Origin of the sequence: Pseudomonas sp. S5D5, assembly GCF_003013355.1 — a bacterium.
Classification (GTDB): domain Bacteria; phylum Pseudomonadota; class Gammaproteobacteria; order Pseudomonadales; family Pseudomonadaceae; genus Aquipseudomonas; species Aquipseudomonas aylmerensis.
Genome location: NZ_PTEO01000001.1, coordinates 2500847 through 2513720, shown reverse-complemented (window position 1 = coordinate 2513720; position 12874 = coordinate 2500847). Strand labels below are relative to the sequence as shown.

Sequence of the window (12874 nt, the reverse complement as noted above, 5' to 3'; positions counted from 1 at the left end):
CCAAAAACTGCTGCATTTAATGCACGGGCGGTAAAAAACCACCTCGAAATTCCTGCCGGGCACGCTAAACTGCGCGCCTTGGCCGCGATTTCGCCAACCTGGTAAGGCGCGCAGGCGTCCAAACCCACGAATTCCCTGAAAAGAGTAGTGAACATGACTCAAGTCAAACTGACCACCAACCACGGTGACATCGTCATCGAGCTGAACGCCGAGAAAGCGCCGATCACCGTCGCCAACTTCATCGAATACGTTAAGGCCGGCCACTACGAAAACACTGTTTTCCACCGTGTCATCGGCAACTTCATGGTCCAGGGCGGCGGTTTCGAGCCTGGCATGAAGGAAAAGAAAGACAAGCGTCCAAGCATCCAGAACGAAGCGGACAACGGCCTTTCCAACGACAAGTACACCGTCGCCATGGCCCGTACCATGGAGCCGCATTCGGCCTCCGCGCAGTTCTTCATCAACGTCGCCGACAACACTTTCCTGAACCACAGCGGCAAGAACGTGCAGGGCTGGGGCTATGCAGTGTTCGGTAAAGTCACCGAAGGCCAGGACGTCGTCGACAAGATCAAAGGCGTGCAGACCACCGGTAAAGCCGGTCACCAGGACGTTCCGGTAGAAGACGTGATCGTCGAGAAAGCCGAGATCGTTGAGTGATATTGCTGATTTCAGATTTGCATCTGGAAGAGGAGCGCCCGGACATCACCCGGGCGTTTCTGGATCTGCTCCACAACCGCGCCCGTGGCGCCCAGGCGTTGTACATTCTGGGGGACTTCTTCGAAGCCTGGATTGGCGACGATGGGATGACGCCCTTCCAGCGCTCGATTTGCGCAGCCCTGCGCGAGCTGAGCGACAGCGGCACCCCGATTTTCATCATGCATGGCAACCGTGATTTCCTCATCGGCAAGGGGTTCTGCAAAGCTGCAGGCGCCACCTTGCTCAAGGACCCGAGTGTCGTGCAGCTCCATGGCGAGCCTGTGCTGTTGATGCACGGCGACAGCCTCTGTACCCGCGACCTTGGCTATATGAAGCTGCGGCGCATCCTGCGTAACCCGATCGTGCTGTTTATCCTGCGCCACCTGCCGCTGCGCACCCGCCACAAGCTGGCGCGCAAGCTGCGCAGTGAAAGCCGCGCGCAAACGCGCATGAAGACCAACGACATCGTCGACGTCACCCCCGAGGAAGTGCCCAGGGTGATGCAGCAGTTCGGCGTGCGCACCCTGGTCCACGGCCACACGCACCGCCCGGCCATCCATAAGTTGCAGATTGGAGACCAGGCGGCCAAGCGCATCGTGCTGGGGGACTGGGACAAGCAAGGCTGGGCCTTGCAGGTGGATGAGCAAGGGTTTCAGCTGGCGGCGTTTGACTTTGTGAACCCGCAACTGGCGTTGCCCGGTGCCTGATTCCCAAACACCACGCATCCCCTGTGAACAGCGACCTCAATGTGAGAGCTGGCTTGCCTGCGAAGGCGGTGTGTCAGTCGATTCATTTATCGACTGATCCGGCGCCTTCGCGAGCAAGCCCGCTCCCACCTTGTTGACCGCGTGCTGCCTCAGGTTGAGGTTGTGAACCCGCAATTGGCGCTGCCTGGCGCCTGACTCTCAAACACCACACATCCCTAGTGAACAGCGACCTCAATGTGGGAGCTGGCTTGCCTGCGAAGGCGGTGTGTCAGTCCATTCATTTATCGACTGAACCGGCGCCTTCGCGAGCAAGCCCGCTCCCACCTTGTTGACCGCGTGCTGTCTCAGGTTGAGGTTGTGAACCCGCAGTGGGTATGGCCTGGCGCCTGATTCCCAAACACCACACATCCCTTGTGAACAGAGATCCAAATGTGGGAGCTGGCTTGCCGGCGATGGCGGTGTGTCAGTCGATTCATTTATCGACTGATCCGGCGCCTTCGCGAGCAAGCCCGCTCCCACCTTGTTGATCGCGCGCTGTCTCAGCTTGAGGTTGTGAACCCGCAGTGGGCATTGCCTGGCGCCTGATTCCCAAACACCACACATCCCTAGTGAACAGAGATCCAAATGTGGGAGCTGGCTTGCCTGCGAAGGCGGTGTGTCAGTCAATTCATTTATCGACTGATCCGGCGCCTTCGCGAGCAAGCCCGCTCCCACCTTGTTGATCGCGTGCTGTCTCAGGTTGAGGTTGTGAACCCGCAGTGGGCATTGCCTGGCGCCTGATTCCCAAACACCGCGCATCCCTTGTGAACAGAGATCCAAATGTGGGAGCTGGCTTGCCTGCGAAGGCGGTGTGTCAGTCGATTCATTTATCGACTGATCCTGCGCCTTCGCGAGCAAGCCCGCTCCCACCTTTGTTGACCGCGTGCTGTCTCAGCTTGAGGTTGTGAAGCCGCAACTGGCGTTGCCCGGTGCCTTATTCCCAAACACCGCGCATCCCTTGTGAACAGCGACCTCAATGTGGGAGCTGGCTTGCCTGCGAAGGCGGTCTGTCAGTCAATAGATTTATCGACTGAACCACCGCCATCGCCAGCAAGCCGGGTCCTGCAAGGCTCGGGATGATCCGGGTATCAGTGCCCGGAGGCTTCCGGCCCGGCCTTCGCGCCGAACGGCGGCTTGGCCAGCCATACCAGCAACATCAAGCCCATGAACATCCACCCCAGCAACGTGAAGTAGTCCACGGTGGACATCATGTACGCCTGGCTGGTGAGGATCTGGTCCAGCTGCGCATAAGCCTTGTGCCCTGCCCCACCGAGCGCTTGCAGCGCGTCGCGGGTGGCCGAGTCGTAGGTGGTCATGTTTTCGCTCATGTACGCATGGTGCTGGTCCGCGCGGCGAATCCAGATCCAGGTGGTCAGCGAGGCCGCGAAGCTGCCGCCCAGGGTCCGCAGGAAGGTCGCCAGGCCGGCGCCGTCGGCAATTTGCTGGGGCGGCAAATCGGACATCAGGATGCTCAGGGTCGGCATGAAGAACAGCGCCACGCCAATGCCCATGAACAGCTGCACCAGGGCAATGTGGGTGAAGTCCACTTCGTTGGTGAAGCCGGCCCGCATGAAGCAACTCAAGCCAATCGCCAGGAAGGCCAGGCCTGCCAGCAGGCGCAGGTCGAATTTGTGTGCGTACTTACCGACAAACGGCGACATCAGCACCGGCAGGATGCCGATCGGCGCCACCGCCAGGCCGGCCCAGGTCGCGGTGTAGCCCATCTGCGTTTGCAGCCACTGCGGCAGGATCAGGTTGATACCGAAGAAGCCCGCATACCCCAGGATCAACACGATGGTGCCGATGCGGAAGTTCCGGTAGGCGAACAGCCGCAGGTTGACCACCGGGTGCTTGTCGGTGAGTTCCCAGATGATGAACACCGCCAGGGCAATCACCGAAATCGCCGCACCGATGATGATGAAGTTGGACTCGAACCAGTCCAGGTCGTTGCCCTTGTCTAGGATGATCTGCAAGGCGCCGACCCCGACGATCAGGCTCAACAGCCCCACATAGTCCATCGGCTGGTAACTGGTGACCACCGGGCGTTTCTTCAGCTGCGAACGCACCACCATCACCGCGAAGATCCCGATGGGCACGTTGATGAAGAAGATCCACGGCCAGCTGTAGCTGTCGGTGATCCAGCCGCCGAGGATCGGCCCGGCAATCGGCGCCACCACCGTGACCATCGCCAGCAACGCCAGGGCCATGCCGCGCCTCGCCGGCGGGTAGACCGCGATCAGCAGCGTCTGGGTCATCGGGTACAACGGCCCGGCAACCAGGCCTTGCACGACCCGAAAGGCGATCAGCTCGGGCATCGAGGTGGAAATACCGCACAGGAACGACGCCAGCACAAACAGCAGGGTCGCCCACAGGAACAGCTTCACCTCGCCAAAGCGCCGGCTCAACCAGCCGGTCAGCGGCAAGGCAATCGCGTTGCTCACCGCAAACGAGGTGATCACCCAGGTGCCCTGCTCCGAACTCACGCCGAGGTTGCCGGAAATGGTCGGCAACGCCACGTTGGCGATGGTGGTGTCGAGCACCTGCATAAAGGTCGCCAGCGACAGGCCAATAGTGGCCATCAACAGGCTGGGTGGCGTGAAGGAGGCGTTATTGCTCATTAGCGTTGCGCAGCCTTGGGTGCGGCGCTGCTGTTGTCATGGATCAACTGCGTGATCATGGCGTCAGCCTCGGCCAGTTGGCGGTCATACACGTTGGTGGTGAACGAAGCCTTTTGCGGCGCCTGCTGCGCCAGGACCGGGCCGCTCTGGTCGTGCAGGTCGACATTGACCACGGTGCTCAAGCCCACTCGCAGCGGGTGCTTGGCCAGCTCATCGGCGTTGATGTGGATACGCACGGGTACACGCTGCACGATCTTGATCCAGTTACCGGTGGCGTTCTGCGCCGGCAGCAGGGCAAACGCGCTGCCGGTACCGGCGCCCAGGCTGTCCACGGTGCCGCTGAATTTCACGTCACTGCCGTAGATGTCCGACTCGATATCCACCGGCTGGCCGATGCGCATGTCGCGCAGTTGGGTTTCCTTGAAGTTGGCGTCGATCCACAGCTGGTCCAGCGGAATCACCGCCATCAGCGCAGTGCCCGGCTGGACGCGCTGGCCCAGTTGCACGGTGCGCTTGGCCACGTAGCCGGTGACCGGCGCGATCAAGGTGCTGCGCGCATTGGTCAGGTAGGCCTGGCGCAGTTGCGCGGCGGCGGCCTGGACGTCCGGGTGCGACGAAATCACGGTGTCGTCCACCAGCGCGCTGGTGGTCTTGAACTGCTGCTGCACGTTGGCCAGGGCGTTTTGCGCCGAGGTCAGGTCGTCACGGGCGTGGGAGAGTTCTTCCTGGGAGATCGCGCCGCCCGCGGCGAGGTTCTTACGACGGTTGTAGTTGTCCTGGGCCTTCTGCACATTGGCTTGCTGCGCCAGCACCTGGGCTTTCATCCCGTCGACGTTGCTGTACAAACCCCGCACCTGGCGCACGGTGCGGGCCAGGTTGGCCTGGGCACTTTGCAGGCCGACGGCGGCATCATTCGGGTCGAAGTTGACCAGTACCTGGCCTTCGTGGACCAGGTCGCCATCGTCGGCGCCAATGCTGACCACGGTGCCGGTGACCAACGGGGTGATCTCGACCACGTTGCCGTTCACATAGGCGTCGTCGGTGCTTTCATTGAAGCGGCCGTAGAGCTCATACCAGCCCCACACGCCCAGCACGCCGAGGATGACGATCAGCGCGAGGCCGATCAGCATGATCTTGCGTTTACGCGGGTTGTTGTCCGTTTTGGGTTGTTCGGTGGCTTTGGGTTGTTCGCTTGCGTTGGTGTTTTCGGCAGTGGCCATGACAAATACCTCAAATTATTCCGTGCGTGTGGCTGGGGTGGTCGCTGCCAGTTTGTTGGCGCTGTAGCCGCCACCCAGGGCCTGCATCAATTGAATCGACAGATCGATCTGCGCTGCATTCAGCGTCGCCAGCTGGCGCTGGGCCTGCAGCAACTGCTGCTCGATGCTCAGCACATCCAGGTAGTTGCCGATGCCGGAGCTGTAGCGCTGCACCCCGGTGTCGTAGGACTGCTGGGCAATGTCCGCGGCATGTTGCTGGGCCTGGATCTGCCGACCGGTGTCACGCAGTTGCGACAGGGTGTTGCCGATATCGCCCAGGGCTTGCACCAGGGTCTTGTTGTACTGGGCCACCGCCAGGTCGTAGTCGGCGTCGCGGGCGTCGAGGTCGGCGCGCAGGCGGCCACCGTCGAAGATCGGCAGCGAGATCGTCGGCGCGATACTGAAGAAGCGGCTGGCCGACCCGAACATCGCGTCACCCAGCAACGACTCGGCCCCGGCGCTCGCGCTCAGGTTGAGGTTGGGGTAGAAGTTGGCCTTGCCGGCGGCGATATTCTTGCTCGCCGCCTCCACGCGCCAACGCGCGGCGATCAGGTCCGGGCGACGGCCGAGCAATTCGGCCGGCAATACCGAAGGCACCGCCACGGCGCTGGGTTTCAGCACGTTGGGACGGGTCAACTCACCGCCACGGTCCGGGCCTTTGCCGAGCAGCACGGCGAGGGCGATCTTGGCGCTCTGCAGTTGCTTTTCCGCATCGATCAGTTGCGACTGGGAGCTGGCTTCCAGGCTTTCGGTCTGCTGGTACTGGTACTGGCTGTCGATGCCGGAGTTGAGCCGACGCTTGCCCAGGTCGAGCATTTGCCGGGTGCGCTTGAGGTCATCATTGGCCAGGTCACGCACGATATGCGCCTGGCCCAAATCGCTGTAGGCCTTGGCCACGTTGGCGGCGAGTGTCAGGCGCGCGGCCTGCTGGTCGACTTCGGCGGCACGTGCCTGGCCCAGCGCGGCTTCCCACGCGGCGCGCTGGCCACCCCAGAGGTCGAAGTTGTAATTGAAGCTGGCGCCGATATTACGCACGGTGGCGTAGGCATCGCCCTGCCCCAGCGGGTCCTGATCCTTGGCCAGGCGTGAGCGGCTCACACCGGCGCTGGCGTCGAGGGTCGGCATGCGAGCGGCATTCGCCGCATAGGCAGCGGCTTCGGCCTGATGGGCACGGGCGCCGGCCACTTGCATGTCGGGGCTGTTCTGCAGGGCTTCCTGGATCAGGCCGTCGAGCTGGGGGTCGCCCAGGCTTTTCCACCAGTCGGCGGTGGGCCAGGCAGCACTCGACAGCGTCACGCCGCTCAAGGACTTACCGGCCTGCAAGGTATTGGCGTCGAGGCGCTGGCCCTGGGTGTCGAGGCCGCTGAAGTTGGCGCAACCGGCCATGCTCATGGCCACCAGCACCAGGCTAAGGGCACGTGTGTTCATTCTTTACCTACCCGCTGCAGGGTGATGGGATCACCGGCAGCTATCAGAATTTTCTTGAGGATCTTTTCCAGGGTTTGCAGCTCACCGGGCTCCAGGGCGCCGGCCAACTGATTCAGCGCATCGGCGCCGATGTGCGGCAGCATGTCCGCCAGGCGCTGGCCTTCGGTGGTCAGCACCAACTGCACCTGGCGGCGGTCCAGCTCGGAACGCTTGCGACCCAGCAGGCCCTTTTGCTCCAGGCGGTCGAGCATGCGTGTCATCGAGCCGCTGTCCAGCGACAGGTTGCGGCACAGCTCCGCCGGGGTGTCGACGCCGTACTGGGCCATGATGATCAGCACCTTGAACTGCGCGGCGGTGATGCCATGGGGTTCCATATGGGTGTCGATGATGCGGTCTTTGAGCAGTGCGGCGCGGCCCAGCAACAGGCCGAGATGGCAGTTGTGGAAGTTGTCAGGGGTGAAGTGTTTCATCGGAAGTCACCTTATTACTGCCTAGGCAGTGAATGTATGACGAGATGTTACTGCTTAGGCAGCGAATGTCAAATGGAATAATTAGCTTGCTTGCTAATTAGCTGACAGGCGGCAGAAAACCGCAACTGCAGGCGCAGGCTTGCCGGCGATGGCGGTGTATCAGTCAATGAAAAGATCGACTGATGAACCGCTATCGCCGGCAACAGGGGAAGGTCAGAAATCGCGCTTGTAGAAGATATCCAGAGAGCTGGCCACGCCGCTCGCCACTTCCAGGTACACCTTCTTGCTCAGCAGATAACGCAAGGCAATGGTGCTGGCCGGTTCGAACACCCCGACCCCGTAGCGCAGGCTGAGTTTCTCGGTGATCTTGCCGCTGGCCACCACCGCCGTGGTGGTGCCACTGCCCTGGGTGTCGAGGTCAAAATCCTGGATACCGAGTTTGTTGGCGATGTCCGAGGTCACCCCGGCGCTGCCCATCAGCCCCAGGCCTAGGGCGGCTTGGGCAAGCATGTTGTTGTCTTCACCCGTGCTGCTCAGCGGGCGCCCCAGTACCAGGTAGGACAGCGCCTGCTCCTGGCTCATCGCCGGCTCCGAGAAGATCTGCGTGGTCGGCTGCTCGGCGCTGCCGCTGAGGCGGATACCGGCGACCACGTCGTCGGTCTTGCGGACCGCTTCGATGTCCAGGTAGGGCTGGTCAATCGGCCCGGCGAACAGCAGGCGTGCGCGACGCACATCGAGTCGCTGCCCGTAGGCGCGGTAGCGGCCGTCGTTGAGCCACAGCTCGCCACGGGTGTCCATGTTGTCGCCGATGTGCACATGGCCCTGCACCTTGGCAGTCAGGCCGAAGCCGGCGAAGTTGAGCTTGTCCTCGCCCACCGCGACGTCGATATCCATGGCCATCGCCATTGGCGGCTTACCCTCCTCGGTCTGGCTGCCGACGATCACCGTGTCGTCCGAGACCTTGACCGTCGACGGCGGCAGCTCACGCACGGTGATGTCGCCGCGCGGGATCTGCACCTTGCCGGCAATCGCCAGTTTGTCGTTCTTCAGGCTGATCTTCAGGTCGGGCGCCACTTCCAGCACCGCATAAGGCTCTACCGTGACCGGCAGTTGCGAGCCTTGCAGGCTGAGGTCCACCACCAGCGCCTGGCCCCAGTCGATCTGGCCCTTGAGGCTGCCCTGCCCGGCCTTGCCACTGCGCCAGGCGCCATTCAATTGCACACTCTCGCCGGCAATCAGCGCCTGCACGTTCAGGCCTTCAAGGCTGACCGGCAGTTGCGGCCCGGACACTTCACCGCCCACCAGGTTGACGTTGCCGTTGACCTGCGGCGCCAGCAATCCGCCGGAAATCCGCCCGCTGCCGTTGAGCTTGCCGGTGAGTTTTTCCACCATCGGCACAAACGGCCGCGCCACGGCGAGGTCGAGGCCAGTGAGGCTGAAGTTGCCGGTGATCGGCTTGTTTTTCGGCAGTGGATTGATCTGCGCCTGCAGCAACAGCTCGCCGAGCTGGCCGCCACGGAAGTTCAGCTGGGTGTCGATGCGCTTGGGGTTGAGGGTGGTTTCCAGCTTGAGGGTGTCATAGGGGAAATCCAGCCACTGGTCCTTGTCCTTGACGCGCATGGTGCCGCCGCTGGCATCCACCGAGATCACGCCTTTGGGCCCGCTGTCGGGCAGGTCGAGTTGCACGTCGGCATTCAGCTTGCCCTGCCACGCGAAGTCCTTGGGCAAAAACGCCGCCAGGCTGTCGATGGGGAACTGCTTGAGGTGGTAGCGCAACTTCGGCTCGGGCATTAGGCGCTGGTCTTCACCGCACAGGCTGGCCGCGCCGGACACCCAGCAGTGCGCGGCAAATGTCAGCTTGCCGTCGGCCAGGCGCTCGATTTTTGCCGGGGCCTGCAGCTTCCAGTCCTGGCCCCCGGCTTGCACATCGCCACTGGCCAGGCGCCCGCGCCAGTTGCCTTTATCGAGGTTGCCATCCAGGGCCAGGGCCAGTTTGACCAACGGACCGGCCAGGTCCAATTGGACCTTCTGGCTCTTGATATCGCCTTGGGCACTGGCCGTAAGGGTGCCGACCTGGGTGTCGCCGGCCTGGATGCCGCTGCCCTTGAGGTCGATCCTGGCGCGCTGGGCGCTGTCCAGGTTGGCGTCCAGGCTCAGGCTTTGCAGGCGATTATCGGCGAATGCCAGTTGCTGGCCCTTGAGGTCGAGCTTGCCTTGCGGCGCCTGGAGGCTGCCGGCCACGTCGAGCCGGCCATTGACCTGCCCACGCAGCTGCGGCCACAGCTGGGCCAGGCGTGCCAGCTTGATATCGATCTGCCCGGCCAGGCGTTGCTGCAGGCTGCCGCTGCCGTTGATGCGGTTGTCGCCCAGGCGAATATCCAGGTTGGCCAGGGTCCATTGCTCGCCCGCGCCTTCGGCCTTGGCGGCCAGCACGGCGGTTTGCCCGCGCAGGCGGCCCTTGAGGTCGAGGTCGGCGTTGAGCTTGAGCTGTTCGTTCTTGAATTCACCTTGGCTGCGCAGCGGCCCGGCCAGGGTGCCGGGCAACTCGGCGACCCAGTACGCCGGGTTCAGCGCCGACAGGTCCAGCGCGGTGTCCCAGGCGATGCCGTCGGCAAACTGCAGGTTCAGGTGGCCTTCGGCCTTGCCTTGGCCGGCGCTGAGTTTCAGCTCGGGCAGGAACACTTGCTTGAGGTCGCCGCTGAAGGGCGTGACCACCGTGAACTTGCCGGCCGGGCCGTCGAGGTCGGCCTTGAGATTGCCGAGGTAGTTGCCGTCCTTGTAGGAGACTTCACCGTTGAAGGTGCGCAATACGACCTGCGGCTCGTCGATCAGCGGGTACAGGCGATGCCACGGGAAGTCCAGCCAATCGATCCTGGCCTCGGCGCTGAAGCCTTGTTGCCAGTCCAGTTGCGCCGTGAGCTTCAGGCTCTGGCGGTCACCGGCATTCAGGTCGAGGCCGGCGATCTGCGCGCCCTTGGCGTCGACCTTGCCTTGCAACAGCAGGTCCACCGGGCCCTTTTCCGCCGGCAGCACGGCCTTGCCCAGCAGCTGGTAGCCGCTGCTCAAGTCGCCCTTGGCGCTGAGGTCGAGTTGATTGAGTTGCAGGGTGTCGGGCAAATCGGCGCTCGGCTTGAAGCCATCCGCGGTGATGTGCAACTGCGCGGGCAGGTTTTCCGCCAGGGGTTGCAGCTCGCCGCGCAGTTTGGCCGGCAGGTAACCGCTGCTGTCGGCGTCGAGCTTGAGGGTCTTGAGCAAATCGCCCTCGACCTTGAGCGCCACTTTCCACGGCGCACCGCCGGGGGCGTAAGGCAGGCTCAGGTCACCGCTGGCGGTCAACGGCCAGTCGCCGCTGGGTTGCAGCAGGCCAGCAAGGTCCAGCACCAGGTCGTCGCGTTGCAGGTGCACCGAGTCGATCTGCATCCCGGCGGCGGTCCAGTGCGCTGCCAGCTGCAGGCCCTTGAGTTCCTCGCTGCCATTGAACAGCAGGCTGCCGACGCGAACGTCGCCCAATTGAATGGAAACGGGCAACTTCAGATCCGGCAATTGAATCGGACCGCTGCTCTCTTCGGTGCTGGGCGCAAACTGCAGGCTGACTTGATCCACGTCCAGGCGATTGATGCACACGGTCATGCGCAACAGGCACGCCGGTGACCAATCCAAGGTCGGCGCCTTCAGCTCGACACGACTGCCGTCTTGCGCCCACAGCAGATGGTCGGCGCTCCACTGGCCGCCCAAATGGCCTTGGAAATTCTCCACGCTCAACCCCGGCACACGCCCCAGGGCCCAGCGACTGCCGGCCTGGGTGCCGAGGATTGCCCACAGTGCCAGCAACAGCACGGCGAGGATTGCCAGTACGGCCAGCCCCGCTATTTTCACACCACGCATCACAGCTCAGGCCCCATGGAAAAGTGCAAACGAACGCCGCCCGGGTCTTCCAGGGCATGGGCCAGGTCCAGGCGGATCGGCCCCACCGGCGAGACCCAGCGAATGCCGACACCGACACCGGTCTTGAGGCTGGGCAGCTCCAGGGAATTGAACGAGTTGCCCTGGTCGATAAAGGTTGCGATCCGCCATTTCTCGGCGATGGAATATTGGTACTCGGCGCTCAAGGCCACCATGTAGCGGCCGCCGATACGGTCGCCGCGGTCGTTCTCAGGCGAGAGCGTCTGGTACTCGTAACCACGCACGCTCTGGTCGCCACCGGCGAAGAAGCGCAGCGACGGCGGCACCGACTTGTAGCCATTGGTCGCGCTGCCGCCGACCTGGGCCCGGGCCAGGAACCGGTGGTTGTCCCACAGGGTGGTCAAACCCTTGATCATGGCCGTGCCGTAAAGCAGGTTGGTGTCGGAGCCCAGGCCCTCCTTCGCGACCTTGGTGTCGAACTGCAGGCGGTAGCCGTTGTGCGGGTCGATGCGGTTATCGCTGCGCAGGTAGGAATAGCTGATGCCGGGCATGACCAGGTTGCTGAGGCCGGAGTCATTGCCCAACCGATATTCTTCGCGCTGGTATTTGAGCGAGATCACGCGGGTCCAGCCGCTGGGCAACTTGCTGTGCCATTCAGGGCCGAGGGTGAGCAATTTACTCAAGGTGTCGGTATTGGCGATCTCTTCATTCTGGTAACCGCCGGCGAAGCGCAATTTATCAGTGAGCGGCGGGTCGAGCGGAATGTCGTACCACAGGCCGACGTTCTGGCGTGGCGCCGACAGTTCGGCCTCCCAACCATAGCTGTGGCCCTGGGGGTTGACCCAGTGACGGGTCCAGTTGGCCTTGCCGCGCGGGCCGACGTCGGTGGAGAAACCCAAGCCCAGGCCCATGGTGCGCGGCTTGCGGGTTTGCAGGTTGACGGCCACCGGGATCACGTCTTTGCTCGAGGCCGCCGGGGCGGCGTCCACGCGCACGCCTTCAAAAAAGCCGCTGGCCTGCAGGTTCTGGTTGAGTTCGGCGATCAGTTCGGAATCGTAGGGGTCACCGCTTTTGAACGGCACCATGCGTTGCAGCAGGTCTTCGTCAAACGGCGTATCGCCGGCAAAGCTGACCTTGCCCAGGGTGTAGCGCGGGCCACTGTCATAGATGAGTTCGATATCGGCGACGCCGGCCTGCGGGTCAACCGAGAGTGTCTGGCGAGTAAAGCGCCCGCTGAAAAAGCCGTAGCGCGACGCCTGGTTCTGGATCAGGCGCTTGGCGTCTTCGTAATGGCCGTGGTTGAGCACGGCGCCGGATTTGAGGTCGTCACTGGCGGGCACGCGAAACGTCTTGAGGTTCGCGGCAGGACCGTCGACCCGAATGGTCACGTTGCGCAAATGCACCGGCTCGCCGGGGTCGATGGTGAGGATCAGGCGCGGGTTCTTGCCGCCCTTCACATCACTCTCGATCAGTGGCTGATAGAAACCCAGTGCCTGCGCGGCTTTGCGCGCCTGCTCCTCGGCGCCACGGCTGAACCGCAGCAAGGCCTCTTCATCACGATCGCCCACCCCGCCGATATAGCCTTCGATGTTGGCTTTCAACGCGTCGTTTGATGGCTTGATCCGCACGTCCAATTCGCTTTGCGCGAATGCGCCGCAGCTGGTGAACAGCAGAACCAAGCCGCTGGTAAATCTTCCTGGAAACTTCATAGGCGCGGATGCTACACGAGCAAGGGAGACTCTTTGAACTCAGAA

General features: G+C 62.9%; 8 protein-coding genes. 2 read left to right on the top strand and 6 right to left on the bottom strand.

Features of this window, described 5'->3' with window-relative positions; all coding sequences use genetic code 11:
• The first annotated feature begins 153 nt into the window (after nt 1–153).
• Both C9990_RS11765 and lpxH read left to right on the top strand, forming a co-directional pair.
• Nucleotides 154–657, top strand: coding sequence for a peptidylprolyl isomerase (locus tag C9990_RS11765; RefSeq protein ID WP_003211783.1), 504 nt, complete (start codon nt 154–156; stop codon nt 655–657).
• On the top strand, nt 654–1403 hold the full coding sequence (gene lpxH / locus C9990_RS11760) for a UDP-2,3-diacylglucosamine diphosphatase (RefSeq protein ID WP_106803389.1): 750 nt from the start codon (nt 654–656) through the stop codon (nt 1401–1403). The genes C9990_RS11765 and lpxH overlap by 4 nt, the downstream gene beginning before the upstream one ends.
• Before the next feature lie 1127 nt (nt 1404–2530).
• Here the strand turns inward: lpxH and C9990_RS11750 are convergent.
• The 6 genes from C9990_RS11750 to C9990_RS11725 all read right to left on the bottom strand — a co-directional run bounded on the left by C9990_RS11750 (nt 2531) and on the right by C9990_RS11725 (nt 12829).
• Nucleotides 2531–4060 carry a DHA2 family efflux MFS transporter permease subunit gene (locus C9990_RS11750; protein ID WP_065901037.1) on the bottom strand — a complete coding sequence of 510 codons (1530 nt, stop codon included), beginning with the start codon at nt 4058–4060 and terminating at the stop codon, nt 2531–2533.
• On the bottom strand, nt 4060–5280 hold the full coding sequence (locus C9990_RS11745) for an efflux RND transporter periplasmic adaptor subunit (RefSeq protein ID WP_065901042.1): 1221 nt from the start codon (nt 5278–5280) through the stop codon (nt 4060–4062). Before C9990_RS11745 ends, C9990_RS11750 begins: the two co-directional genes overlap by 1 nt.
• Before the next feature lie 15 nt (nt 5281–5295).
• Nucleotides 5296–6747, bottom strand: coding sequence for an efflux transporter outer membrane subunit (locus tag C9990_RS11740; protein WP_106803388.1), 1452 nt, complete (start codon nt 6745–6747; stop codon nt 5296–5298).
• Nucleotides 6744–7217: a MarR family winged helix-turn-helix transcriptional regulator gene (locus C9990_RS11735; protein ID WP_065901046.1), complete on the bottom strand. Its 474-nt coding sequence runs from the start codon at nt 7215–7217 to the stop codon at nt 6744–6746. The genes C9990_RS11740 and C9990_RS11735 overlap by 4 nt, the downstream gene beginning before the upstream one ends.
• 213 nt (nt 7218–7430) lie before the next feature.
• Complete coding sequence (locus C9990_RS11730) at nt 7431–11102, bottom strand: translocation/assembly module TamB domain-containing protein (RefSeq protein ID WP_106803387.1); 3672 nt, start codon at nt 11100–11102, stop codon at nt 7431–7433.
• Entirely contained in the window at nt 11102–12829 is a 1728-nt protein-coding gene (locus C9990_RS11725) for an autotransporter assembly complex family protein (RefSeq protein WP_106803386.1), read from the bottom strand. The genes C9990_RS11730 and C9990_RS11725 overlap by 1 nt, the downstream gene beginning before the upstream one ends.
• Nucleotides 12830–12874: the final 45 nt, after the last annotated feature.

Excerpts from the sequence above, each read along its gene's own strand:
- C9990_RS11765 (WP_003211783.1), top strand. The coding sequence starts at position 154 with ATGACTCAAGTCAAACTGACCACCAACCACGGTGACATCGTCATCGAG.
- C9990_RS11750 (WP_065901037.1), bottom strand. The coding sequence starts at position 4,060 with ATGAGCAATAACGCCTCCTTCACGCCACCCAGCCTGTTGATGGCCACT.
- C9990_RS11745 (WP_065901042.1), bottom strand. The coding sequence starts at position 5,280 with ATGGCCACTGCCGAAAACACCAACGCAAGCGAACAACCCAAAGCCACC.
- C9990_RS11740 (WP_106803388.1), bottom strand. The coding sequence starts at position 6,747 with ATGAACACACGTGCCCTTAGCCTGGTGCTGGTGGCCATGAGCATGGCC.
- C9990_RS11735 (WP_065901046.1), bottom strand. The coding sequence starts at position 7,217 with ATGAAACACTTCACCCCTGACAACTTCCACAACTGCCATCTCGGCCTG.
- C9990_RS11730 (WP_106803387.1), bottom strand. The coding sequence starts at position 11,102 with ATGCGTGGTGTGAAAATAGCGGGGCTGGCCGTACTGGCAATCCTCGCC.
- C9990_RS11725 (WP_106803386.1), bottom strand. The coding sequence starts at position 12,829 with ATGAAGTTTCCAGGAAGATTTACCAGCGGCTTGGTTCTGCTGTTCACC.